General features: G+C 68.2%; 22 protein-coding genes and 1 pseudogene. 12 read left to right on the top strand and 11 right to left on the bottom strand.

Annotated elements, in window-relative coordinates; genetic code table 11:
* Positions 1 to 48: 48 nt before the first annotated feature.
* Entirely contained in the window at positions 49 to 930 is an 882-nt protein-coding gene (gluQRS, locus tag ACWDTP_RS22955; protein WP_450023995.1) for a tRNA glutamyl-Q(34) synthetase GluQRS, read from the bottom strand.
* Positions 931 to 962: 32 nt separating this feature from the next.
* Complete coding sequence (locus tag ACWDTP_RS22950; protein WP_450023993.1) at positions 963 to 1913, bottom strand: alpha/beta hydrolase; 951 nt, start codon at positions 1911 to 1913, stop codon at positions 963 to 965.
* Positions 1914 to 2016: 103 nt separating this feature from the next.
* On the opposite strand from ACWDTP_RS22950, the gene ACWDTP_RS22945 reads away from it, so the two are divergent.
* Positions 2017 to 3261 carry a carboxylesterase family protein gene (locus ACWDTP_RS22945; protein WP_450023990.1) on the top strand — a complete coding sequence of 415 codons (1245 nt, stop codon included), beginning with the start codon at positions 2017 to 2019 and terminating at the stop codon, positions 3259 to 3261.
* Here ACWDTP_RS22945 and ACWDTP_RS22940 read toward each other — a convergent pair.
* The gene (locus ACWDTP_RS22940) at positions 3232 to 4833 is read right to left on the bottom strand and encodes an acyl-CoA synthetase (protein ID WP_450023988.1); all 1602 of its coding nucleotides are present in this window, start codon (positions 4831 to 4833) and stop codon (positions 3232 to 3234) included. The genes ACWDTP_RS22945 and ACWDTP_RS22940 overlap by 30 nt on opposite strands.
* A 10-nt stretch (positions 4834 to 4843) precedes the next feature.
* Positions 4844 to 6169 (bottom strand): NAD(P)/FAD-dependent oxidoreductase, encoded by a 1326-nt coding sequence (locus tag ACWDTP_RS22935; protein ID WP_450023986.1) that lies wholly within the window; start codon positions 6167 to 6169, stop codon positions 4844 to 4846.
* A gap of 166 nt (positions 6170 to 6335) precedes the next feature.
* Here ACWDTP_RS22935 and ACWDTP_RS22930 point away from each other — a divergent pair.
* The 7 genes and pseudogenes from ACWDTP_RS22930 to ACWDTP_RS22900 all read left to right on the top strand — a co-directional run.
* Positions 6336 to 7466, top strand: a pseudogene (locus tag ACWDTP_RS22930) (cytochrome P450); the annotation flags it as partial.
* Between the two features lie 122 nt (positions 7467 to 7588).
* The gene (locus tag ACWDTP_RS22925; RefSeq protein WP_450023984.1) at positions 7589 to 7810 is read left to right on the top strand and encodes a ferredoxin; all 222 of its coding nucleotides are present in this window, start codon (positions 7589 to 7591) and stop codon (positions 7808 to 7810) included.
* A gap of 6 nt (positions 7811 to 7816) precedes the next feature.
* On the top strand, positions 7817 to 9217 hold the full coding sequence (locus ACWDTP_RS22920; protein WP_450023982.1) for a zinc ribbon domain-containing protein: 1401 nt from the start codon (positions 7817 to 7819) through the stop codon (positions 9215 to 9217).
* A complete protein-coding gene (locus ACWDTP_RS22915) occupies positions 9214 to 10437 on the top strand; it encodes an acetyl-CoA acetyltransferase (RefSeq protein WP_450023980.1) in 1224 nt (407 codons plus the stop codon). Before ACWDTP_RS22920 ends, ACWDTP_RS22915 begins: the two co-directional genes overlap by 4 nt.
* On the top strand, positions 10434 to 11327 hold the full coding sequence (locus ACWDTP_RS22910; RefSeq protein WP_450023978.1) for a 3-hydroxyacyl-CoA dehydrogenase family protein: 894 nt from the start codon (positions 10434 to 10436) through the stop codon (positions 11325 to 11327). The genes ACWDTP_RS22915 and ACWDTP_RS22910 overlap by 4 nt, the downstream gene beginning before the upstream one ends.
* Positions 11324 to 11941 carry a TetR/AcrR family transcriptional regulator gene (locus ACWDTP_RS22905; protein ID WP_450023976.1) on the top strand — a complete coding sequence of 206 codons (618 nt, stop codon included), beginning with the start codon at positions 11324 to 11326 and terminating at the stop codon, positions 11939 to 11941. The genes ACWDTP_RS22910 and ACWDTP_RS22905 overlap by 4 nt, the downstream gene beginning before the upstream one ends.
* A complete protein-coding gene (locus ACWDTP_RS22900) occupies positions 11938 to 12708 on the top strand; it encodes an SDR family NAD(P)-dependent oxidoreductase (RefSeq protein ID WP_450023974.1) in 771 nt (256 codons plus the stop codon). The genes ACWDTP_RS22905 and ACWDTP_RS22900 overlap by 4 nt, the downstream gene beginning before the upstream one ends.
* Here the strand turns inward: ACWDTP_RS22900 and ACWDTP_RS22895 are convergent.
* Positions 12690 to 14279 carry a class I adenylate-forming enzyme family protein gene (locus tag ACWDTP_RS22895; RefSeq protein ID WP_450023972.1) on the bottom strand — a complete coding sequence of 530 codons (1590 nt, stop codon included), beginning with the start codon at positions 14277 to 14279 and terminating at the stop codon, positions 12690 to 12692. The two genes, ACWDTP_RS22900 and ACWDTP_RS22895, sit on opposite strands and share 19 nt — an antisense overlap.
* 205 nt (positions 14280 to 14484) lie before the next feature.
* Here ACWDTP_RS22895 and ACWDTP_RS22890 point away from each other — a divergent pair, with 205 nt between their 5' ends.
* Both ACWDTP_RS22890 and ACWDTP_RS22885 read left to right on the top strand, forming a co-directional pair.
* The gene (locus tag ACWDTP_RS22890) at positions 14485 to 15396 is read left to right on the top strand and encodes a phytanoyl-CoA dioxygenase family protein (protein WP_450023970.1); all 912 of its coding nucleotides are present in this window, start codon (positions 14485 to 14487) and stop codon (positions 15394 to 15396) included.
* A gap of 19 nt (positions 15397 to 15415) precedes the next feature.
* Positions 15416 to 16747: an MFS transporter gene (locus ACWDTP_RS22885; protein ID WP_450023968.1), complete on the top strand. Its 1332-nt coding sequence runs from the start codon at positions 15416 to 15418 to the stop codon at positions 16745 to 16747.
* Positions 16748 to 16754: 7 nt separating this feature from the next.
* On the opposite strand, the gene ACWDTP_RS22880 is transcribed toward ACWDTP_RS22885, so the two are convergent.
* The 6 genes from ACWDTP_RS22880 to ACWDTP_RS22855 all read right to left on the bottom strand — a co-directional run bounded on the left by ACWDTP_RS22880 (position 16755) and on the right by ACWDTP_RS22855 (position 22710).
* A complete protein-coding gene (locus ACWDTP_RS22880) occupies positions 16755 to 17570 on the bottom strand; it encodes a TetR family transcriptional regulator (protein WP_450023966.1) in 816 nt (271 codons plus the stop codon).
* Positions 17571 to 17745: 175 nt separating this feature from the next.
* On the bottom strand, positions 17746 to 18540 hold the full coding sequence (locus ACWDTP_RS22875; protein ID WP_450023964.1) for an HpcH/HpaI aldolase family protein: 795 nt from the start codon (positions 18538 to 18540) through the stop codon (positions 17746 to 17748).
* A gap of 23 nt (positions 18541 to 18563) precedes the next feature.
* A complete protein-coding gene (locus tag ACWDTP_RS22870; protein ID WP_450023962.1) occupies positions 18564 to 19661 on the bottom strand; it encodes a DUF2855 family protein in 1098 nt (365 codons plus the stop codon).
* Between the two features lies 1 nt (position 19662).
* Positions 19663 to 20700 (bottom strand): TRAP transporter substrate-binding protein, encoded by a 1038-nt coding sequence (locus tag ACWDTP_RS22865; protein WP_450023961.1) that lies wholly within the window; start codon positions 20698 to 20700, stop codon positions 19663 to 19665.
* A gap of 46 nt (positions 20701 to 20746) precedes the next feature.
* On the bottom strand, positions 20747 to 22030 hold the full coding sequence (locus ACWDTP_RS22860; protein ID WP_450023959.1) for a TRAP transporter large permease: 1284 nt from the start codon (positions 22028 to 22030) through the stop codon (positions 20747 to 20749).
* Positions 22031 to 22092: 62 nt separating this feature from the next.
* Positions 22093 to 22710, bottom strand: coding sequence for a TRAP transporter small permease (locus ACWDTP_RS22855; RefSeq protein ID WP_450023957.1), 618 nt, complete (start codon positions 22708 to 22710; stop codon positions 22093 to 22095).
* Between the two features lie 214 nt (positions 22711 to 22924).
* Between ACWDTP_RS22855 and ACWDTP_RS22850 the strand changes: the two genes are divergently transcribed.
* Positions 22925 to 23797, top strand: coding sequence for a TetR family transcriptional regulator (locus ACWDTP_RS22850; protein ID WP_450023955.1), 873 nt, complete (start codon positions 22925 to 22927; stop codon positions 23795 to 23797).
* 10 nt (positions 23798 to 23807) lie between these two features.
* On the top strand, positions 23808 to 25123 hold a 1316-nt coding region (locus ACWDTP_RS22845; protein WP_450023953.1), incomplete at its 3' end, for a class I adenylate-forming enzyme family protein.

Below are 25123 nucleotides of genomic sequence, written 5' to 3'. Positions count from 1 at the left end.
GCACCGCCGGAAGCTAGCAGCCCCGGGACCCCTGGTGAAGGGTTCTGCTCAATCCGGCCGGTATATCCACGGTCGGCGGGGCAGCAGTGCCGGGTCGAACCGGGCCAACATCCCGTCGAGGTCGGTCGCCGGCCACCCCAGTGACGCACCGATCCGAGCCAGTGCCCGATCGGCCCCGATCTCGGCCAGGGTGACCGCGCCGTCCCGCTTGGCCAGCCGGGCCCCGTCCTCGTTGAGCACCAACGGCACATGCGCGTAGACCGGTTCCCGGTACCCCAGCAGCCGGGCCAGATAGGCCTGCCGGGGCGACGAGCTCAACAGGTCGTCGCCGCGCACCACCTGGTCGACCCCGGTCGCGGCATCGTCCACCACCACGGCCAGGTTGTAGGCCGGGACCCCGTCGCCGCGGCGGACCACGAAGTCGTCGACGATGCCGGTGTAGGGGCCGTGCACCAGGTCGGTGACCGTTCCGACGAAGGTGTCGGTGCGCAGCCGCAGCGCGGGCGGGCGCCCGGTCTCGGCGCGGCGCTGCTGGCGCTCGGCATCCGAAAGGTCGCGGCAGGTCCCCGGATATGCGCCCTGCGGGGCGTGCGGCGCCTGCGGGGCCTGGGCGATGTCTTTTCGGCTGCAATAGCATTCGTACAGCAGGCCGTCGACGTCCAATCGTTCGATCGCCGCGTCGTAGCGTGCCCGGTGCGTGGTCTGCCATTGCACCGGATCGTCGGGGACGATGCCGATGGCGGCGAGGTCGTCGACCTGGCGCGTCCCGATGTCGCTGAAGGTGCGGTCATCGAGGTCCTCGACGCGCAGCAGGAACCGCCGCCCGGTCGACCGGGCGAACAACCACGCCAGCACCGCGGTGCGCAGGTTGCCGATGTGCAGATCGGCCGAGGGGCTCGGCGCGAACCGCCCGGCGGGGGAGGGGCTCACGCCCGCAATCTAGTGCGTGGGCTCAGTTCTGCTCAAAGGAGCCGCAGGCGGCGCACCCGGTCGGCCATCGCCCTTCGCGACACGTCGGCGTTGAACGCGAAGAAGTCGAAACCATGCGGACACCCGGGATGCAGATGAAACTCGGTGGGCACTCCGGCCTCGGCCAGTCGGCGGGCGTAGCCGATGTTCTCGTCGCGGAAGATGTCGAGCTCGCCGACCTCGATGTAGCCGGGGGCGAGCCCGGACAGGTCGCCGGCGCGTGCCGGCGCGGCATACGGCGAGACGGCTTCTCCACCGGCGCTGTCCCCGAGCAGCGCCGTCCAGCCGGTGATGTTGTCGTCGTAGTTCCAGATCAGCGAGGTTGGCGGTAACTGTGGGTCCGCGATGGTGGTGCGGTCGTCGAGCATCGGATAGATCAGGATCTGCTGAGCGGGCGTGGGCCCGCCGCGGTCACGGGCCAGCAGCGCGACACCCGCCGCAAGGCCACCGCCCGCGCTGTCGCCCATCACCGCGATCCGGCCGGGATCGACGCCGAACTCGGCGGCGTGCAACGCCAACCAGGTGAACGCGCTGAAGCAATCCTCGACCGGCGTCGGATGGGGGTACTCGGGGGCGACGCGGTAGTCGACCACCAGCATCGGAACGTTGCTCGCGGCGACGTAGCCACGGACGATGGAATCGTAGGCAGCCAGCAGGTCCACGATCATGCCGCCACCGTGCAGGTACAGCACCGCGGGGCCGGGCCGTTCGTATTGTTCCGGCCGGTACCAGGACGCCGTTAACAGTGCGCCGTCACCAGCCTCGATGGTGTGATCGGTTCGGATCACTCCCGAGACGGGTGGCAGGGCGGCGTCGACGCGCTCGAATGCCTGCCTGGTGTTGGCTCGACGGGTTTCTACGTCGCCGACTGCGGGAGCCTCCCCCGGAGCCGAACCCAGCTCCGCCAATGCCTGCGCTACTTGCCGATCAACCGTGAATGTCAAGCCTTATCCTCCTGATACCGTCGCACGCCACGTCGCACACGGTGTGTCAAACCGAGCGGGTCCAACCACTATTCCGATCCGGGGCCGGGCTAGCGTTCTCGGTGTGGGAGAGCGGCGATTGCGCGGCGGGACGATCCGCGTCGACGAACATGACGGGCTGGTACGCGCGCACGGCGTGCCCTACGGCACGGCGGCCCGGTTCGCCGACGCGCGGCCGGCCCACTGGTCGGGGGTGCGGGATGCGACCCGGCCCGGGCCGGCCTGCCCGCAGCGCCCGTCGCGTCTCGCCTGGGTCGCCGGATCAGTGCTCGACGGGTTGTCGACGGACGAGGATTGTCTGGTGGTATCGGTCACCGCGCCCGCCGATGCGGACGACCTGCCGGTGATGGTGTGGTTTCATGGCGGCGCGTACGTGTCGGGCAGCGGTGAATCGGCTAAATACGATGCGGCGGAACTGGTCCGCGCGGGCAATGTCGTCGTGGTCAACGTGACGTACCGGCTCGGCATCTTCGGCTACCTCGGCCCGGCCGGTGACGACAACCTGGGGCTGCGCGACCAGATTCTGGCGTTGCGCTGGGTCGCGGACAATATCGCGGCGTTCGGCGGCGACCCCGCGAACGTGACCGCGTTCGGTCAGTCCGCCGGAGGGCATTCGGTCTGGTCGCTGATGCTGTGCGAGGACGCGGTGGGGCTGTTTCACCGGGCGATCCTGCAGAGCGCGCCGCTGGAGATGGACGACGGCCGTGACGAGATGGCCGAGGTCATGCGCGCGGCGATGGATGACGCGCTGGCCGGCGCCGATCCGATGCGGACCCCCGTCGAACGGCTCCTGCAGGCCGAGGGCGATGCCGTCGTCGCCGCGCAGCCGTTCGGACTGCTGGGCGCGTTGGCGTTCGCCCCGCGGCTGGGCCGGTATCCGCTACCCGCCGTCGACGATGTCGCGGGCCGCATCGCCGACGCCGCCGGGCGAATCGAGGTGCTGGCCGGTTACACCAAGGACGACGGCGCCCCGTTCGCGGCGTTGCTGCCCGGGGTGGACGTCTCGGTGGTCACCGAGCAGGCCTTCGCAGCATCGGCGCAGCACCTGGTCGATGCCTGGACGACGCATGGCGGCCGGGCGGGCAGCTACCGCTTCGACTGGGCCCCCGAGCAGGCCCCGATCGGAGCGTGTCACTGCATCGAGCTGCCGTTCCTGTTCGGGACGCCGCAGGCCTGGGCCGATGCCCCGATGCTCGGCCCGAACCGGACCATCGATCAGCGGCTGGCCGGCGAAATGCGTACGTGCTGGACGCAATTCGCGCATAGCGGGGTGAAAACCCTACCCGCGCCGTCGATCCGGTTCGCCTAGCCCGGGAACGATCTCGCCGAGGCCCGTCGTCGCACCGGTGGACCGGTACCGCCGGATCAGCCCGGCCTTGGCGAGCTTTCCGGTCGGGGTCCGGGGCAGGTCATCGACGAATTCGATGCGCCGCGGCACCTTGTAGCGGGCCAGCCGCGCGGCGACATGGCCGCGGATTCGCTGCGCCAGCTCGGGTCCGGGTCGATGTCCGGCCGCGGCGATCACGAAGGCGGCCACCATCTCGCCTAGGTCGTCGTCGGGTATACCGATGACCGCGACGTCGTGAATGGCCGGGTGCAATGCCAACGCGTCCTCGATCTCCTGCGGGAAGATGTTCACACCGCCGGAGATGATCATGAACGCGGCGCGGTCGGTGAGGTAGAGATAGCCGTCCTCATCGAGGTGGCCGACGTCGCCGGGTGTGCTCCAGTTCGGGTGCTGCGGATGCTGCGCCTGCTCCGTGCGGACCGGATCGTCGTGATACACGAAGGGCACCTCGTCACGGGCGAAGTAGATGGTGCCGGTCTCGCCGGGTGGCAATTCTGCTCCAGAGGCGTCGCAGATCTTGATGGTGCCCAGCACGGCGCGCCCGACCGAGCCCGGGTGAGCGCACCACTCCCGGCTGGAGATCATGGTGATTCCGGCCGCCTCCTGTGAGGCGTAGTACTCCTCGAGTACGGGGCCCCACCAGGCCATCATCGCGCGCTTGACCTCGACCGGGCATGGCGCCGACGCGTGGACCGCACAGCGCATCGATGACACGTCGTAGCGGTCCCGGACCGCGTCGGGCAGTTTGAGCATCCGCACGAACATCGTCGGCACCCACTGACTGTGCGTGCACCGGTGGCGGTCGATCGCGGCGAGGGCAGTTTCGGCGTCGAATCGCTCCAGCACCACGACCGTGCCACCGAGGGACAGCACCACGATGGCCAATCGCAGTGGGCCACCGTGATACAGAGGTGCCGGGGACAGGTAGACGGTGTGCTCGTCGAGTCCGTAGTGGGGGCCGAACGAGGCGACCATCGGATCACCGGGTTCGTGTACCTCGCGGTCGGGCAGCGGCGGACGGATTCCCTTCGGTATTCCGCCGGTGGTGCCGGACGAATAGAGCATGTCGGCGCCCCGCGGTTGGCGGTCCAACCGCGCGGCCGAGACGCCCGCCAGGGTTTCGGTGTAGTCGGCGCAGCCGGGCACCGTTCCGTCGAATGCGAGCCTGATCCGCAGCGTCGGTGTCGCGGCGGCCAGTGCGGCGGCCAGCGGACCGCACGCCGCCGAGGCGATCAATGCCCGCGGACGGCAGTTGGCCAGCACCGGCAACGCCTCATCGGCGGTCAGGTGGTGATTGAGGGCGGTGACATACAGCCCGCTGCGGACGGCGGCCCAGTAGGCGATCAGGCACATCGGGTGGTTCGGCGATACGACGACGATGCCGTCGCCCTTCCGCAGGCCTTCGCGGTGCAGGAACCGCGCCAACCGGGCCGACTCGCGGTCGAGATCGGCGTATGTGGTCACCGCTCCGGATCCGTGCATCACGATGGCAGGGTGGTCGGGGCGCAGCGCGGCATGGTGTCCCGGGTACATGCCAACCCACTCAGCTGCTGGCGACGAGGGTGTCGACGGTGGTGGGGCGCAATGCGATCCGGGCCCCGATCAGTTCGACGGCCTGGGCGGCGGGCACCGCGTCGGCGACCGCGGCCCGCGCCGGTGGCAGCGCGCGCGGTGTGCCGATCAGCGTGACCGCGACGGTATGACCCCGGTCGCAGGTGATCACCACGGTGCCGGTGTCGTCGGCCTGCAGGACCAATTGCTGTTCGCCCAGGTGCGGATCGCCGATCACCTGAATTCTGGTGCCGGCCTGGTCGGTCCACATGTAGGCCGGGCCGATCGTGGGGAAGGTCTCGCGATGATCGTCGGGGATGTGGTCGGCGGGGCTGGGCTCGTCGGCGCGCGCGGCGATGACCGCGGCCACCACCTCGGCCTGTTCGATGGCACGGGTCCAGTGCTGGGCACGCGAACGGACGCCGGTGCCGGGGTCGGTCCATGCGGCACTGTCGCCGACGGCGTACAGGGTCGACGTGCCGATCACCCGCCCGTCGCTGTCGCAGGCCAGGCCCTGTTCGAGGTTGGCCTGCAGAACTGGCCGGTCGGTGCCTGGCCCGTCGACGAGCCAGTCGAGGGCCGGTCGGGCGCCGGTGGCTATCACTGCGTGCTGGGCGGAAAGCCGCATGCCGTCGTCGAGTTCGAGGCCGATGCCGGACGGTCCGGTGTGCCATGACTCGACCCACCGGCCGGGGTGGATGCGTACGCCGCGGTCGCGGTGCCGCGCGGCCAGGATCCTACCGCCGGCCGGCCCGAGGGTCCGGACGAACGGCTTGGGCCCGGCTTCGACGATGTCGACCCGGAGTCCGGCGTCGTGCGCGACGGTGGCGACCTCGCCGCCGGTCAAACCGGCGCCGATGACGAGCAGTGAACTCGCCGTGCCGAACACGTCCCGCAGTCGCAGCACATCGTCGAGCGTGCCGATCCGGTGGATCCGCGGATCGCGCGGCTCATCGGCGAGGTGGTGCGGTACGGATCCGGTGGCGAGGACGACGAAATCGGCTTCGACGCAACGATTGTCGGCCAGCCGGACGCCGGCCGGACCGAGTCCCACGGCCCGGCAACCCGGCCGTAGTTCGATGCCCATATCGTCCAGCTGGCCGGGCGCTACCAGGCCGGCCAGCTCGGGCTGCCAGCTGCCGCTGAGAATCTGCGTGATCAGCGGTGGGCGGTCGTACGGGGTTCGGGTCTCCGCGCCGAGCAGCACGACTTCACCGGCGAATGCCCGCCGGCGCAGGGCCAGGGCGGTCCGGACGCCGGCCACGCCCGCACCGATGATCGCGACGCGTGGCGGACAAGCTGGACGGTGTCGGTCCATAGGTGAGCTCCATCGGAAAACGGCCGGACTGTGACTGCAGTCACGCACTCTACGGTCGAACGGACGCTCGGTCAACGCGCCTAACTGTACGGAATGACGTGGTTGACCGAGCGAGCGTTCGGTGCTTGTATGACGGTGTTCTCGACGCCGACATCGGAGGCCGGATATGACCCAAACCGTGCGGGGCGACCTCGATCAGGTCAGCCTCGTCGCCTCCGATCTCGCCGCGAATCCCTTCCCGTACTTCGAAGCCCTGGTCGAGCAGGCCCCCGTGCTGTGGAACAAGCGCATGAAGGCTTGGCTGGTCTCGCGTCATGACGACGTCAGCACCGCGCTGCGCGACCAGACGTTCGGCTCCGACCGCGTCGGCCCGTACCTCTCGACCCGGGTTCCCGCGCCCGATCGCGCCCGTTTCGAGCCGATGTTCGACATCCTCGGACGATGGATGGTGTTCCTGAGCCCGCCCGACCACACGCGGCTGCGCGGGCTGGTGCACAAATCGTTCACCCCACGCCGGGTCCGAACACTGCGGGGCAAGGCCGAGGCACTCGCTCAGGGGCTGGCGGATGAAGTCGGCCGTCGGCTCGCGGACGGCGCGACGGTCGATCTGATGGCCGACTTCTGTGTGCCGCTTCCCGGCCAGATGATCGCGGAGATGTTCGGGGTGCCGGTCGCGGACGGCGTCCGGCTCAAGGGTTGGGCCGAGGAGCTGGGCCTGTTCATCAACGGCTCGCTCGGCGACCCCGAGCGCAACGACCGGGTGGCCGCGGCGATGGCCGAGTTCGAGGCCTACCTGCTGGATCTGGTCGCTCTCTACCGTCGCGAGCCCGCAGACAACATCCTGTCCGGACTGGTCGAAGCCAACGACACCGACGGGACCCTGACCGAGATCGAGCTCATCGCCACCTGCATGCTGATCCTCGACGCCGGCTACAAGACGATCCAGAACGCCATGGCCAATGCGATCTACCTGCTGCTGTCCTCATCCTCGGACTGGCGCCGAATGGGTTCGGACCCCGAAATCGCCGCGGGCGCGGTCGAGGAATGCCTGCGGTATCTGGGGCCGGGCAACATCATCGTGCGCCGCGCCACCGCCGATACGACGCTCGGTGGGGAACTGATCGAGGCGGGTAGCCGGGTCTATCTGCTGACCGGTGCCGCCAACCGTGACCCCCGCCGGTTCGAGGACCCACGGAGTTTTCGCATCGATCGGCGGGAGAATCCGCATCTGATGTTCGGGCAGGGCATCCATTTCTGTCTGGGTGCCTCACTGGCCCGGATGGAGATGGTCGCCGGTCTGACGACCCTGACCCGGACCGTCGGGCGGCCCGCCCTTGCGGTGCCGGAAGATGAACTCCGGTGGCATCGGGTGCTGATCCTGCACGGCCTCGACGCATTGCCGGTGCGCAAGGTGGAGCCGTGACCGCGGGCCGGGTTCGGGTCGAGTTGGATGCGTCAACCTGTGTCGGCTCCACCTGGTGCACCACCATCGCGGCCCGCGTCTTCGTGATGGGCGGGGACGGCAAGGCCCATATCGCCGATGCCGAGGACGTCAGCCTGGACGCACTGCACGAGGCGGAGGACAGCTGTCCGGTGAGCGCGATCCGGGTGCTGGCGCAGACAACCGACGAAGGAGCGTGACGAGTGGTGGCCTATCCCAACCGGATCACCGGTTATGCGTCCTATGTACCGGCGAACGTGCTTCTGCGGGCCACGGTCGCGGAAGCCCTCGGCACCAACGGCGCCGGGCGTGGGGCCCGAGCCGTCGCCGGGTACGACGAGGACCCGATCACCATGGCGGTCGCGGCGGTGCGCCGACTGCCGGCGCCTCTGCGCCGCGGGCCGCTGTACTTCGCCACCTCCTCACCGCCGTTTCTGGACAAATCGAACGCGACGGTCGTGCACACCGCGACCGGCGGTGACGAGTGGGATCTGACCGTCGACCTCGGTGGCCTGCGTGGGGGTTTCGCCGCACTCGTCACGGCCGCGGCCACCGGCGGCGTCGCCGCGATGGGTGACCAGCGCTCCGGACGGTCCGGATCCGCCGATGAGGTCGACGGCGGTGACGGTGCGGCGGCCTTCGCGTTCGGGGATGGTGACGATGCCGTCGCCGCCGTAATCGGGACCGCATCGGTCTCGCTCGAGCTGATGGACGTGTGGCGGATTCCCGGTGCGGCGCATGCTCATACCTGGGAGGAGCGGTTCTCCCAGCACGTCCTCGGCGAGGCGGTCCGGCAGGCGGTCGCCGAGGTCGGCAAGAACAGCGGATTCACCGACACCCCGACGACGACGGTGGTGGCCGCCCCCAACCGGCGGTTCGCCGCGGGCACCGCGGCCGCCGTCGGTGCGGCAGGTGATGCCGACGTTCAGGCCGGCCACCGCGACGGCGTGGGTTTCTGCGGTGCCGCCGATCCGGGCCTGCTGCTGGCCGCCGCACTCGACACCGCCAAAGCCGGTGACGTGATTCTGGTGGTGACCGCCGTCGGCGGGGTCGACGCGCTGCTGGTGCGGGCGCTGGTCGACGGACCGGGACCGCGCCCGCCGACCGGACGCAACGAGATCGGCTATCCGAGCTTTCTCACCTGGCGGGGACTGATCGAGCGGGAGCCCAGCCGCAGGCCGGAGCGGCCGGACGTCGCGGCTCCCCCGGCCCACCGCAACGTGGGCTGGAAGTTCGGCCTCGAGGGCAGCCGGTGCCGGTCCTGCGGAAAGGTCTATCTCCCCGCCCACCGGGTGTGTGGCGAATGCGGTGCGCTCGACGACACCGAGCCGTATCCGGTCGCCGACCTGACCGGCACCGTGGTTGCGCTGAGCACGGATTCGGTCTCCGACAGCCCGTCTCCACCTGCGCTCGCCGCGACGGTCGACTTCGACCAGGGCGGTCGGATCATGATGGAGGTCGCCGACGACGGCCCGGGTCTGCAGCTCGGGGACCGGGTCGAGATGACCTTCCGCCGCACCTACGCGGTGCGGGGAACGCCCAACTATTTCTGGAAGGCGCGGCCGACGTCGGATCGCCAGATCACCGAGAAAGGATCGGCACCATGAGCGGAAGCCTGCGCGACCGGATCGCGATCATCGGGATGGGGTGCACCAAGTTCGGGGAGAACTGGGACTCCTCGGCCGAGGATATGGTGATCGACGCGGCGCACGGCGCACTGGCGTCGGTCGACGGACTGAAAAAGACCGACGTCGAAGCCTTTTGGTTCTCCACCCTGGCCACTCACCATTCCGGACTGCCGTTGGCCAAGGCGCTGAAGGTCGAGGCGCCGGTGACCCGGGTGGAGAACTTCTGCGCCAGCGGCTCGGAGGCGTTCCGCAACGCGGCGTTCGCCGTGGCAGCGGGCGTCTACGACGTCGTGATGGCGGTCGGTGTCGAAAAGCTCAAGGACAGTGGATTTTCCGGCCTCACGCTGGCCGAGGCGCCGGGCGACAACACCGCCGCCGAGATCAGCAACCCGGCGGCCTACGCGATGCTGCCCGACGCCTATGCCGAACACTACGGCGTGGATGCGGGCACGCTGCGCGATGCGCTCACCCACATCGCGTGGAAGAACCACAGCAACGGCGCCCTCAACGAGCTGGCCCAGTACCGCTCGGTGGTGCCGAAGGAGAAGATCGACAGGGCGCCCCGGGTGGCCGGAAATCTCAGTGTGTTCGACTGTTCCGGTGTCGCCGACGGCGCCGCGGCGGCCATCATCGTGCGCGCCGAGGACGCCTACCGGTACACCGACCGGCCGATGTTCCTCAAAGGAATGTCGTTGCATGCGGGCAACAGCGAAGGGATGGCCACGGCGGGGCATCGGCACATCAGCTTCCCCGAAGTGATCGCCTGTGCCGCAGAGGCGTACGGCCAGGCCGGAGTCACCGACCCGGCGAACCAGATCTCGATGGCCGAGGTGCACGACTGTTTCACGCCGACCGAGATGATCCTGATGGAGGACCTCGGATTCTCGGCGCGCGGCCAGGCCTACCAGGATGTGCTGGCCGGCCGCTACGACCTCACCGGTGCGCTGCCGGTCAACCCGGACGGCGGCCTGAAATCCTTCGGGCATCCGGTCGGCGCGAGTGGGCTGCGGATGCTCTACGAGCTGTGGCTGCAGTTCCGCGGCGAGGCCGGCGGCCGCCAACTCGACGAGCCCCGGCTCGGGCTGGCCCACAACATGGGCGGACTCCCAGGGGAATTCATTTCCTTCATCGCGATCTTCGGGGCGAGCCTCGACGATGCCGCGCCCGCCGCCACGACGTCCGTGGGAGCCGGCCGATGACCGAACGGCCGCCCGGTATCCCGATGCGCGAGGTCCGCCGCGTCCTGGTGGTCGGATCGGGCCTGATGGGCAGTGGTATCGCCCAGGTGGCGGCGCAGGCCGGTTTCGAGGTCGATCTCGTGGACACCGCACCGGCCGCGCTTTCGGCCGCCGAGGCGAGAATCGTCGACAGTTTGGCCCGTTTCGTTCGGTCCAGGAAGCTCACCGAGGACCAGGCGGCCCGGGCCCGCGCCCGGTTGTCCCTCGGCACCGATCTGGAAGCGGCCGCTCGCCGCGCGGACCTGGTCACCGAGGCCATCGTGGAGGACCTCACGCCGAAACAGGAATTGTTCGGCCGGCTCGGCGACTGGTGCGACGAGGATGTCGTGCTCGGTACCAACACGTCGCAGTTCCGCATCGCGAGTGTCGCTGCCAGCTGCCGGAAGCCGGAACGGGTCATCGGAATGCACTGGTCGAACCCGCCGCCGATGATGATGCTGGTCGAGATCATCCTGGCGCCGGCCACCTCGGCCGCAACCCTGGACGCGGCACAGCGCTATCTGACCGCCAACGACCGGCGATTCGTGGTGTGCCGCAAGGATGTCCCCGGATTCATCTCCAACCGGATGAGTACGGCACTGTTCATGGAGGCGGCCCGACTGGTGGACGAAGGGGTCGCGACCCCGGAAGAGGTCGACACCGTCGCGCAGCTCATGTACGGCCACAAGATGGGCCCCATCACCACCCTTGACCTGGCGGGGCTGGACACGGCGTTGCGGGTCGCCACCGCGCTCACCGAACATTACGGTGGCGACCGGTTCGCGCCGCCGCCGATCCTTGCCGAGCTGGTCGCCGACGGTCGACTCGGACGTAAATCCGGCGGCGGCTTCTATCCGGAGGACAACACGTGACTGAACCCGGTCAGGACCGCGTACTCGTCGCCGCGGCCATCGAATTCGCCGAATCGGGCTATTCGGCGGCCACGGTGCGACACATCGCGGAGCGATGCGGAATGTCGACGGGAAGCCTGTTCAACCGCTTCTCCAGCAAGGCCGATCTGCTGGTCGCGGCCGTCGCCGAGGGCACCCTGCGGGCCGATGCGCTGGTGCGTACGCGGCTCGAGGGGGTCACCGATCCGCTCGAACGGCTGCGGTCGCTGGTGGTCGCGCACCTGGCGGCGCTACACGGTGAGTCCAGGCCGTTCATGATCGTGGCGCTGCGCGAATTTCACCGGCTCGACGAGGTCGAACGCCAACGCGTGGTGCACATCCGGGACGCCTACGAGCAGTTGTGGCAGAGCGTCATCGACGACGCGATGGCGGCCGGCCTGGTGTCCGACGACCCACTGCTGCGGTTGTACCTGCTCGGCGCGGTCAACCACACCGCGACGTGGTACCGGCCGGATGCCGGGCTCGGCGTCGAGGAGTTGGGGTCCCGGTTCGTCGCGCTGGCCCTGCAGGGTGGGGCCACGCCGCCCTGGGGTGGGCAACGATCGGAGATCCGGGTCGTGGAGGGCGTGCTGTGACGGCCGCCGTGAGCGTTCCGGGCGGGATTCGACTCGATGGCAGGCGGGCCGTGGTGACCGGGGGCGCCAAGGGCATTGGGGCCGCGATCACCCGCCACTACGCAGCGGCGGGTGCGCGGGTGGCGATATGGGGGCGCGACCGGGCGGCGCTCGACGCCATGGCCGATGAGGTCGGTGCGGTGGCGGTGACCTGTGACGTCACCTCGACCGAGTCGGTGCGCGACGCGCTGCGGGTGACCAACGAGCACCTCGGCGGGGTCGATGTGCTGGTGGCCAACGCCGGCCGGCCGGGCGAGAGCGTCCGGTTCGACGAGGTGCAGGAGGAGGTGTGGGACGACGTCATCAACACCAACCTGACCGGGACGTGGCGATGTATCCAGGCGTGCGTCCCCGGGTTCAAACAACAGCGGCACGGCAAGATCATCATCGTGTCATCGATCGGAGCCGTAGCCGGGATGTCGAGGGCCCCTGCATATTCAGCGGCGAAAACCGGACTTCTGGGATTGTCGCGCAGCGCGGCGGCCGCCCTGGGCCGCTACAACGTGCAGTGTAACGCCGTACTCCCGGGCTGGGTCGAGACGGATATGACGGTGCCCGAGTTGGGCGACGATGAGGTCCGCCCGCGGCTGATGGAGCGCAGTATCGCGCGCCGGCCCGCACAGCCCGGTGAAATAGCCGGTGTCTGTGTGTATCTCGCCTCCTCGGCATCGGACTTCCACACCGCCGATGCGATTCGGGTCGACGGTGGCTACCTGATGGCGGTTTGAGCCGGCGACTGCAACTGCTCGACAATCCGGGCCCGAAGGAGTTTGCCCACCGGGTTCCGGGGCAGTTCGGGCCAAAAATCGACTCCCCGTGGCCGTTTGAAACCGGCCAGCCGGGACGCGCACGCGTCGATGATGTCGTCGGGCTCGGCTACCGCGGCGTCGTGCAGGACGACAACAGCGTGGATACGCTGACCCCACAACGGATCCGGCAGGCCGACCACGGCGACGTCGGTGACCTCGGGTAGCTCGGCGATCACCAGTTCGACCTCCGAGGGATAGACGTTGACCCCGCCGGTGATGATCACGTCATTCTCCCTGGCGACCAGATGCAGGTAGCCTTCGGTGTCCACGAAGCCGATGTCGCCGACCGTCGCCCAACCGTCGATCCACATATCGGCGTTGGCGGTGGGATTGTCCAGATAGTGGGAGGCGAGCAGCTGCCCCCGCTTGCAGACCAGGCCGACCTCGCCTGGCGCGAGCAAGGAGCCGTCCCGGCTCATGATCTGGATGGTGGACCCCAGCCAGGGGCGCCCCACCGAATCGCGCACCCGGTCCGGATCCTCCGGGCGCAGGAGGGTGGCGAAACCCAGTTCGGTGGAGCCGTAGTAGTTGTAGAGGCCGGCGTTCGGGTAGAAGGTTTCGAGTTCGCGCCGGTCCGCCGGTGTGATCGGGGCCGACGTCGTGACCACGGTGCGCATGCTGTCCCGGCAGGCCGACGACCGTTGGGCGGCCTGCATCATCATGCGGTGCATGGTCGGTGGCATCGGCACGACCGTGACCCCGTGCTGGGCCAGGGCCTCGAGTGCCGCGGCGGGGTCGAAATCGCGCATGACCACGACGCACCCGCCCACATAGAGCTGCTGGAGCCCGAACACGAAGCCGAGCCCGTGGTAGAACGGCCCGCCGATCAACTCCACGTCGCCGCGCCCGATCCCGATCTCTATCGTCATCGCGAGCCAGTTCTGAACGAGCGCGGCCTGCGTGCACACGCACGCCTTGGGCCGTCCCGTGGTACCGCCGGTGAGGCCGATCCACAGCACCGCATCGGCGCCGGTACTCCGGGCCGGTGGCCGCGGGACCTGGCCCGCATCGACCAGTTCGGCGTAGGACGTGAATTCGGCGGACGGTTCGCCCAGCACCGCGATGTGGGTCCGTTGGAACGTCACCCGGTCCTTGACCGCATCCAGTACAGGCCGGAACTCGTCATCGACGATGATCGCGCGCGCTCCTGAAACCTCAAGTGCGGCCAGTAGTTCCGAAGCAGTCGAGCGGTAGCTCACCGGGGCCAGGGCGATGTGCAGGATCGCGCACGCGTAGATCGTCTCGATGAGTTCGACGCTGTTCTTCGCCAGCATCGCCACTACATCACCGGGCTGCAGCCCCCAGCGGCGTCCGAGGCCGTCCGCGAGTCGCTCGGATCGGTCCCAGAGTTCACCGAAGGTGACTCGGCGGTCATCGAGCACGATCGCCACCCGTTCCCGAAATCCGGGTGTCGTGCCGTAGAAGCGGGCCGCGTCGACGATTCCTGTCCCGCGGTCGGTATCGCGGTCGGTGGACTCACATGGTCGCAATGTCTCGCGCCTCCGCCTCGTTGCGTTCGTCATCCGGCAGGTATGCCGATCGACCGTTCGGGGTGCTTCCGGGTAAGGATACGAGGCATTTCGGGTGCGTCAAGACCAAATTGGGCATTGACAGCGGCGGCCTCGATGTCTAACTATACGAACACTGACCGATCAAATGTTCGGTTTTCGCTGAACACGCCGAGGAAGGACTCCGATGGCGAATGTCGTCGCTCCCGTTCAGGCCGACGCCCTGCGCGCGCAGTACCGCGCGGACGGCGTGGTACTCGTCAAGCGGGCGCTGTTGCCGGACCACCTGCGCCTGCTTACCGACGCATACGAGGCCAGCATCGCCAATCCGGGCCGAAAGGCGTTGCGGCTGTATCCGGAGGACGGCGCGAAGTTCTTCACCGACTCTAGTAATACGGAGGTCTGGGACGCCTACGATCCGCTGCTCACCCGGACGCCGGTGTGTGACTACGTGAGTGCCGTGTGGGGCAGGCCGGACGTCTGGTTCTTCTACGAGCAGGTGTTCCTCAAGGAGGGCGGTTCGAGCCGCAGGACCCCGTGGCATCAGGATGCCTCCTACCTTCCGATGCGCGGCGAGAACACGTGCGTGGTGTGGATGTCGCTCGATCATGTGGCGGCTCAGGATGCGCTCGAGTTCGTTCCGGGGTCCCACCGTGGTCCGCTGTTCAACGCCGCCGCACTCGACGCCAAGGACGACACCGCGTCGCTCTTCGGTGACGACGAGGACGTCATGCCGCGGCTGCCCGATATCCAGGCGACCCGTGACGAGTGGCAGATCAGCTCGTGGGAAACAGATCCCGGCGATATGCTGATCTTCGATATGCGCACCTTGCACGGGGGAGCGCCGACCCGTGCGGGCAATCGCCGCCGCACCGTGTCGGTCCGGCTGTTCGGCGAGGGGACGTCGTATGCCCCGCTGCCCCGCAACGACCGAACCGTCGCATCGGAGCGGGCGAACCAGGACGCGGCCAGTTCGAAGCGGGCCTTCTCCCGCGCCTACGCGGAGATGGAACCGGGAGGCCCGTTCCGGCATCCGCTGTTCAGAAAGGTACGTCCCATCGGGGACACCTCCGCCGCCGCCGCTCAGCGGTCCTCCTGAGAGAGAGTCGGGTACCGAGGTGAGCCGATCGACCACCAGTGCACCGACCCCGGTGCTCAACCGCAGCCAGCTGCGGCGCAATGTCGTCTCGGCAAGTGCGGCCACGGCGCTGGAGTACTACGACTTCGCGCTCTACGGCCTGGCGGCGGCCCTCGTCTTCAACACCCTGTTCTTCCCGAATGCGAGCCCCACGATCGGCATGCTCGCGGCATTCGCCACCCATGCGGTCGGCTTCCTGGCCCGTCCGTTCGGGGGTGTCATCCTCGGTTGGATGGGGGATCGGATCGGACGCAAGACGGTTCTGATCATCACGGTCGGGATGATGGGGTTGGCCACCACCGCGATCGGTCTGCTGCCCACCTACTCGACGATCGGAGTCTGGGCGCCAGTTCTTCTCGTCGTCCTGCGGATTATTCAGGGCTTCGGGGCCGGTGCCGAGTTGGCGGGCGCGTCAACCCTGCTGACCGAGTCGGCCGGACCACAGCGCCGTGGGCTGATGGCATCGTTCGTCTGTCTCGGCACCAACACCGGAACGTTGGCGGCGTCCGGGATCTGGCTGCTCATCCTGCTCCTGCCCGAGGAGCAGATTCTGGCGTGGGGCTGGCGGATCCCGTTCCTGCTCAGCCTCGGGGTCACCGCCTGGGCGTTCTGGATGCGGTGGAGCCTCGACGAGAGCCCCACCTTCGCGCGGGTCGAGGGAAGTCAGCGCGGTCTGGCGTTCCGCAAAGTCTACGGCGATCTGTTCTCCAGTGGGCGACGGACGTTGTTGATAGCCATGGGTTTGCGGATCGGCGAGGCCGGCCCCTCGGTCCTGTTCCAGGTGTTCTTCGTCGGGTTCGCGGCAACCGCGGCTGGGGGTGACCGGGCGGTGGGGACGGCCGGTCTGATGGTGGCGTCGGTGATCGCCTTCGCGACCAGCCCACTGATCGGCTGGATGTCTGATCGCTGTGGGCGCCGCATCGTGTTCCGATGGCTCTCCGGTGCTCTGGCGGTGCTGGCGCTGCCGCTGGTCCTGATGATCCAGACCGGGAGGGTCGAACTGGTCGTCGCCGCCTACACGATCGGATTCGGGGTGCTGGTCTACGGCCTCTACGCGGTGGAATCCTCGTATCTTCCCGAGCTTTTCGGATCCCGGTACCGGTACTCGGGGATCGCGGTCGCCAAGGAGTTCGGTGGCATCGTCAGTGGTGGTATCGCGCCGCTGGTCGCGGCCTCGCTGGTGGCGCTGGCCGGGCACTGGTGGCCTCTGGTGGGGTACCTGGCGCTGTTGGCCACGGTGTCCTTCGTGACGACCTTCTACAGCCCGGAGACCGCAGGGCGGGACCTGGTCACCGGTACCAACGCTCGATGACCGGAGGTCAGCCTGCGTATCGGCACATGCCGAGCGCCAGCTGAACATACTGTCTGGCCAGATGTTCGGGAGTCACCGGCCCGTCGGGCCGGAACCACTGCGGGATCGAGGTGCACATCATCACCACGGCCCTGGCCGCGGTCTTCGGCTCGTCGACATGGAACAAGCCCGCCGCGCGGGCCTGTTCAACCTCGTGATCGACCATCTTCTGCACGAGAAGCCTTGGGCGGCTGATCGTTTCTCGGTCGGCGCCGCTGACGCTACGCATCTCGCTGGCCCCGACGAAGCTCAACTCGCGCCGATGACCGTGAAACAGCGCGAGACACTCGATCAGGTTCGCGAATCGATCGACCGGGATGTCCTGTTCGTCCCTGGCGGCTTCACACCGGCGTAGCAGATCGTCGACGGCCATCCTGAGCAGCGCCACGAGCATGTCCTGCTTGCTGGCGTAGTGGTGGTAGATCCCGGGCGCCGACATGTCGGCGCGCCTGGCGATATCGCGGATCGTCGCTGCGTGAAAGCCGACCTCGACGAATGCGGAAAGCGCACTCGCCAGCGGAGCGTCGAGCTCGGTGGGCGGGAAATCCCGCCATGATTCGCTGGGCGTCACCGGGTCGGCGGGGGATGAGCTCTCGGTGCCGATGATCAGGAATTCGACCGGGGTCTGCAGGATCGTCGAGATCCGACCGAGCCGAACGGCATCGATGCCGGTGTGGCCGTTCTCCATTGCGCTCAGGGTGGCCGGGCTGATCTCCAGCGCGGCGGCCAGTTTGCGAAGGGACAGCCCGCGGGTGGCGCGAACCTGACGTACGCGGGCGCCCATGGCGACACGCGCATCGGAATCCGACAGTGAAACGACCTCCGTGTTCAGTAAATCTGAACGCGATGGTATCACTGCGACGTACCGGGTCGTCGGCTCCGGCAAACCGACATGGTCGATCCTGACGTAGCCATTCGTCCCGTCGTGAACGACCAGCTAACCGAGGTGCGGCACCGACTCAATCCACCGACCGCAACCCGGCCAATGCGGTGGCCCAGCCCTGGGCGAGGCACCACCGGTCCGAGGATGCGGTGATGATCCGGCAGCCGCGGTCCAGCCACGCCTGGGCCCCGTCGGCGATTCGGGTCACCTCGTCGAACAACACGGCCACCGTCTCGACGCCGGCCGCGGTCGCCGCCGCGGTCACCCGCGCGAGCCCGGCGACCACGTCGGGGTGCGTGACGTCACCGTCGAGGCCCAGGGCCATGGCCAGATCGAACGGGCCGAGCACGACGGCGTGCAGGCCCGTCGCGACGATCTTCTCGATGTTCTCCACGGCGTCCGGCGTCTCGATCAGGCCCCACACCATGACCTGCTCGTCGGCCCAGGATCGGTATTCCGCCCACGGGATCGCACCGTGAGCGGTCGCCGGAACGGTGGGGCACGCGCCCCGGGTGCCATCCGGCGCGTATCTGGCGGCCTCGACGACGGCCCGCGCGTCGTCGGCCGTGCGCAGGTCGGGTGCCAGGATGCCGTGGGCGCCCGCGTCGAGCAGGTGCCCGACCAGCCGGGGCGACGAATCGGGCAGCCGCACCACGGGCGACGCACCGTAGGCGTGGATTCCGCGCAGCAGGGTGGCGGCCTCGGAGACCGAATGCGGGCCGTGTTGCATATCGACGACCACAAAGTCGAAGCCGGTCGCGGCGGCCGCCTCGCACGCTTCGGCACTGCGGGTCTGCACCCAGGTACCCCACGCCGGGCGGCCCGCGGCGAGGGCGGCGCGCACCCGGTTCGGGGTCGGATCAATAGGCACGGCAACTCCTTTGTCGGTGGCGGTCACAGGGCAACGACCGGCACGACGCCGGGCGCGGTGGTGTTGGTCAGCACCGCGTGCCAGACCTGTTCCAGCGCCGCGGCTCCGGTCGCGTGTTCGAGCTCGACGGCGGCCGCCAGCGCGGGCAACGCGGCCCGGTAGTCGGTGCTGAATCTCTTGTGCAGAACGCCTGGACCCCATTGCTTTCCGCGAGCCGTGAGATGCTCCGGTGCGAACCAGAATTCCGGTTGGTGAGTGGCGACGGTCTCGGGAATGCCTTCGTGATGGGTCAGCCCGACCGCCACCTCGCGCACCAGCGTGGGACCCAGGCCGGACCGCAGGACGGCGCGGATCTCGGAGCTGCCGGCCAGATCGATGTACAGGCTGGTGCCGACCGGCGTCAGCGCATCCAGGTCGTCATAGGGGATCACCTCGTCGTAGACCGCCAGCTTGGCGACATAGTCCCGGTTGGCCTTGGAGGTCAGTCCGACCAGCCGGGTCCGGCCGGGCCGGCCCGACAGCAGCAGCGCGGTCCCGTAAGCGGTCTTGCTGGACGCCGACGACATCAGAATCCGGTCGACGCCGAGGGATTCGACCGTGCCCAGCCAGTCCGCCAGTGCCCACGACGTGATGAACAGCGGCCGGAACACGACCTGGAGGTCCTCGCGATGCGGTGGAAACCAGCTCGGGTCGTGGGTGGTGGTCAGATAGTTGTTGTACGACGGCGGCAGCTCCCCGCGGACACCGCCGGTATCGCGGAACCGCCCGGCGGCGACGAGCTTCGGCAGGACCGCGGCGTGGCTGGCGGAGGGCACGAAACCATAGACCCGGGTGCCGGGCTCGACCCCCTCCGCACGGCTGGCCACCACATCGGCGAAGCCCCACATCGGGGTCAGGCCCCAACCCGGTTCGTCGATCGGGAAGAAGTCCCAGTACCGCAGCCGCTCACCGAGTTCGGCGTAGGCGGTGGTGTTGGCGGTGACCGCGACCAGGCTGGTGCGCAGGACTGCCTGCCCGGCCGCAGGTTCGGGAACGGCGGTCTCGTGCAGCCGGGTCCGGCCGGGGTCGGTCCGGTCGACGCGCAGCTGCCAGCCGCGCTCACCGTGTGTTGTCGTGCCCAAGTTACCGGCGCGCTTTCTCGACGGCGGCCAGTAGGTCGTCCATCACGTCGGCGCCGAACGTATCCCTGGCCTGCTCGTAGATCGGCTGTACGCTGTCCCGCCATTTGGCCAGGTCGGCGTCGGAGAGCGTGGTCACCTCGACGGTCCCGGCGATCTCGTCGAGGGCGGCCTGTGTGCTCGCCCGCGAGGCGGTGCGCTGGGCGAGGCTGGCCTTCTCGGCCTCCTCCTGCAGGATTGCCTGCTGTTCCGGCGACATGGTGTCCCAGGTGAGCTGCGAGACGCAGAAGACCGCCGTCGAATATGTGTAGCGGGTGTCGGTGAGGAAGGGCTGGACTTCGGCGAAGTTGGAATCGCGGAACAGCATGACACCGTTCTCCTGGCCGTCCACCGTGCCCTGTTCCAGCGCCGTGTACAGCTCGGGGAACGGGATCGCGGTGGCCTGTGCCTTCCAGTTGCCGAAGATCGAGATCAGCAGGTCGGAGCTGGGCACCCGGATTTTGAGGCCCGCGACGTCGGCGGGCGTGCGCACCGGACGGGCACTGTTGCTCAGTGCCCGGAAGCCGTTCTCGACGAACTCCAGGCCGTGAATCCCGTTCTGCGCCAAAGTCTCCTTGTCGAAGTTGGCGATGTAGCCGTCGCCGAAGAAGAGTGCGTCGGCCTCCTCGTCGGTGCTGACCAGATAGGGCAGATTACCCAGCTGCACCCGGGTGCCGAAGCCGCTCGATCCCTGGCTGAGGATGGCCGCCTCCTGGCTTCCGCTGTTCAATGCGGTGGCCATCTCTTCGTCGCTGCCGATCTGTCCACCGGGGAAGACGTTCACGGTGAGCGAGCCATTCGATCTCTCGGCCACCGCCGCGGCGAATGCATCTGCGGCGTTGTCGATTTCAGAGCCATCGGGGAACACGTGCCCGAGGTTCATGGCGACCGGGGGCCCGGCGGCATTCCCGGCGCCGGTACCGCCGCCACCTCCGCAGGCGGCGAGGAACAGGCCGGCGGTGGCGATCAGTGCCGCGGCGCGGCGGGCTCGGGTGATCTTCACGGGCGCTTCTCCTTCGGTGATCTGGCCGGGTGAGCGTTGGGCGCGCTCATCGGAAGAACAGGACCATGTCGGGTAGCAGGTTGACCAGGATGAGGACCGGTACCGCGGCACACAGCAGGAAGATGAGTGTCGGTTTGGTCATCCGGGCGAACGAGGCTGAGCAGACCTTGGCCGCCACGAACAGATTGGGGGCCATCGGTGGGGTCGACAGCGAGATCCCCATGTTGACCACCATGATCGTCCCGAAATGGACCGGGTCGATGCCGAGCTGCACCGCGATCGGCACCAGTAACGGAGCCAGGATGATGATTGTGGTGTTCTCTTCGACGAACAGTGCGACTGCGGCGATCACGATGTTGGCCAGGACCAGGAACACCAACGTGTTGGAGGCGTGGGCGGCCACCCATTCGGCCAGGGCGGCGTTGACCCTGGACAGGGTGAGCCAGCGGGAGAACAGGGTGCCGGCCGCCAGGATGATGAGCAGCCCGGCGGTGGTGACCGCGGCCTCCCGCAGCGTGCGGGCGAACTGTGGCACGGTGAGCGAGCGGTACACCACGAAGCCGAGGAGAAGCGCTGCCACACAGGATATTGCGCCGGCTTCGGTCGGTGTGAAGATTCCGCCGTAGATGCCGCCGAGCACCAGCACCGGCAGTAGCAGGGCCGGTACCGCGGGCGGGAAGGTGCGGCGTATCCGCCGCTGTTCGCGTTGGGTGCCGTCGAGTTGGTTGTCCCGCATGATGTTGGGCATCCGCCGGGCGATGACCAGATGCACGACGGTCAGGGTCGCTATCAGCAGGACGCCCGCGCTGATTCCGGACAGGAACAGATCGCCGATCGAGGTGCCGGTGGCGATCCCGTACACGACCATCGGGATGCTCGGCGGCAACAGGATGCCGAGGGTGCCGGACACCGCAGTCAACGCGCCGATGTACTGCGTCGGGTAACCGTCGCGCCGCATCTCGGGGGACAGGATCGACCCCATGGCCGACACGGTGGCCACCGATGAGCCGGAGATGGCGCCGAACACGGCGCTGGCGTAGATCATCGTGAGCCCGGCGCCGCCCCTGATCCAGCCCGTGAAGGATCCGACGAACCGGACCAGTCGGGTGGACACACCTGTGTGCTTCATCAGCACGCCGGCCAGCAGGAAGAACGGAACCGCCATCAGCGGAAAGGAATCCATGCCGGCGAACATGATGGCGGGTACGGATTGCAGGTTCTGGCCCAGCGAGTCCAGCCCGATCACCGACGCGAGTCCGAAGGCGGCGAACACCGCTACGCCGGCGAGCAGCAACAGAACGGCGAGCAGAATCGGAACGGCGATGACCATGGTTGCTGTCGGTGTCCTTTCCGGCGCGTCGAGCTCGGGGCGGGTGGTTCGGGGTCGTCGGTTCAGGTTCCCGGGACGGTGAGGTTCCCCGGGACCTTGTCCTCATCCGGATTACCGGTCACGCGTCGGACCAGAATGCACGCGCAGACCAGGGCGGCCAGCGATGAACCGATCAGGATCGGAAGTCGCGACCATAAGATCCGCAGCCCGAGCGCCGGTGACTGCTGCTGCGAATGCCACAGGCTGACCACGAATTCGTAGGCCAGCGCACTCAGCACCACGAGGAAGACGAGTTCCATCAAGAGGGCGGCCCTGGCCAGCCACTCCCTGGCCCGGACATTGCGGATGAACTCGTTCGCCACGTCGAGCTTGATGTGCTCGGAATAGCGAGCCAGCACCGGAAGACCGAGGAAGACCATCGTGACCATGGACAGTCTCGCGAGTTCTTCGGATCCGCCCACCAGAAAGTGCAGCCAGTATCGGGAGGCCACCTGGAGGGTGACCGCGGCCAGCATCAGCAGCAGCATCGCCGCGACGGTCCAGGCGCAGACCCGCGCGATCGTCGTGCTGACAACGTCGAGGGATCGGTCGAGCTTGGCGAGCCGCGGTGAGGGCGTGGTGCGGGGTGTCGGGACAACGCCCGCGTCGACGGTTTCGGTAGAGCCGGGGGACTCGGGCACTTTCACGCCTCCTTTCCGACTTAGCGATCGCTCGGGCAGTGGTTAGTAATACTGACACTTTCAGACGGGTAGTGTGCTGTCAATCACGACAAAGCACGGGAAATGCCAGCAATTCGCGGTGAAGCGGCATACTACAGTTGATGGTTCAGTGCACCGGCCCGAGCGATATGCGGGTTAGAGTGTTTACCTTTACCGAACATTCCGAGGAGGCTTGATGTCCCAGAGCCCCGTGTCCGCCAGCGAGGCGGAACTGGCGATGGCCTTGGGCGCGAGGATCCGGCAGATCCGGGGGATGCGCGGCCTGACCCTGCGGGAGCTGGCCACCCACCTCGGGGTCAGCCCGGCCACGGTGAGCGCGGTCGAACATGGCCGCACCGGCATCAGCGCCATCCGCCTCACCGAGATCGCCCGACTACTCGAGGTGTCCGCCGCCGAACTTCTCGCGCCGACCTCGGGTGGGGACACGGCCGTCGCAACCCCTGGTCCCCAGACCCTGTCGGACTGGCGGCGGTACGATCCGCTCAGCCTCGACGCGCCACTGATGGCCGCACTGGAGGCGTTCCTCGAGGTCGGCTACCACGGGTCCACCGTGCGCGATATCGCTCGCCGGGCCGAACTGTCGGTACCTGGGATCTACCACCACTATTCGAGCAAGCAGGAGATGCTGCTCAAGATCCTTGACCTCACCATGATCGATCTGATCCACCGGTGCGAGCTGGTGCTGGCCGAGGCCCAGAGCACCTTCGACCGGTTCTGTCTGCTGATCGAAAACCTGGCGCTGTTCCACACCCACCGGCGCGAGTTGGGCTTCATCGGTGCCAGCGAGATGCGGAGCCTGGAGGAGCCGGGGCGTGAGCGAATCGTCGAGATGCGCAAGCAGATCCAAGACTACGTCGACGATGAGGTGGTACGCGGGCACGAAGCGGGCCTGTTCGCGGTGGACGCCCCGCGCGAGGCCGCTCGGGCGGTGGTGACGATGTGTACCGGTCTGGCCCAGTGGTATTCGACGTCCGGACCGGCCTCCGCCGAACAGATCGCCCGGTGGTACGTCGGGTTCGCCTTGGACGTCGTCCGTTACCAGGGCTGACGGTGGTGCCATGACTGCAACCGATCTCGGGTCGACTGTCGGGCCCGTTGCCGGAAACCTGTGGGATGTCTTCCGTCATGCCCTCGACCTGCACGCCGGGCGGCCCGCGTTGCACTTCCCGGAGCTGACGTGGACGTACGCCGATCTGGGGCGCGCGGTCGGTCATATCGCAGATCTGCTGCGCGCCGCCGGGGTCGGCCGCGGGGACCGCGTGATCATCCTGCTCGGCAACGGCCCCGGCTTCCCCGCGACGGATCTGGCGGTGATGGCGCTCGGTGCGGTGAAGGTCCCGTTGAACGCCATGCTGTCGGCCCCGGAGGTTACGACGATCGCCGGACTGGTTGACTCCTCCTGTGTCGTCGTCGACGACGAGTTGGCCCCGCTGGCTGCGGGGGTCCCGGCGTCCGTTGCGCGAGTCTCCCTGCACCGGGGCTGGACCGATGCGGTCGGGGCCGACCGGGTGCTCGAACCGGGCCACGATCTCGGCGCCGATGCACCGGCGGCCGTGTATATGTCCGGAGGGACCACCGGAAAGCCCAAAGGCATTGTGCACTCGCAGCATTCGGTGGTGCAGAACCTGTGGTCCCACCTGATCGAGGCGGGAATCGGTCGCGACGACCTGCTGCTGCTGACCACTCCGCTGGCCCACTCCGCCGGGCTGTTCACCGCCGCAGGCATTCTCCGCGGTGCGGAGTTGGTGATCGAGCCGGGCTTCGACGCGGACCGCTGGATCGACCTGGTCGACGCGCACGGGGCGACGTGGTCCTACGGTGTTCCGACCATGGTGCGCCGGATCGTCGATGCGGCGCGTCGACGGCGCTGGGCGAGCGACTCGATACGAACCTTCCAGTACGGTTCGGCCCCGATGTCGCCGGGTCTGCTGACCGAGGCCATGGACCTGTTCGGGCCGGTCCTGCAGCAGTTGTATGCCCAGACCGAATGTCCCCAGTTCGCCACGCTGTTGCGCAAGGAGGACCACGCGCGTGCGTTGTCCGAACCCGGGCTGCTGTCTTCGGTGGGTCGGGCGGTGACCATGTGCGCCGTCTCCGTTCGGTCCGACGACGGAACCCGTTGCCGGACAGGTGAGGTCGGGGAGGTCTGTGTGAGCAGCCCGTATGTCATGACGGGTTACTGGCGTGATGACGTCAGCTACCGCAAGCGATTCCACGGCGGATGGCTGCGCACCGGTGATGTCGGCCGAATGGACGATGAGGGCTACCTGTATCTCGTGGACCGGCTCGCGGATATGATCATCACCGGCGGGATGAACGTCTACTGTGTGGAGGTCGAGGCGGCCCTGTCGACCCATCCCGCGGTCGCGCAAGC

It is taken from the genome of Mycobacterium sp. NPDC003449 (genome assembly GCF_053588415.1).
This window is presented reverse-complemented; position numbering and strand designations above follow the sequence as displayed.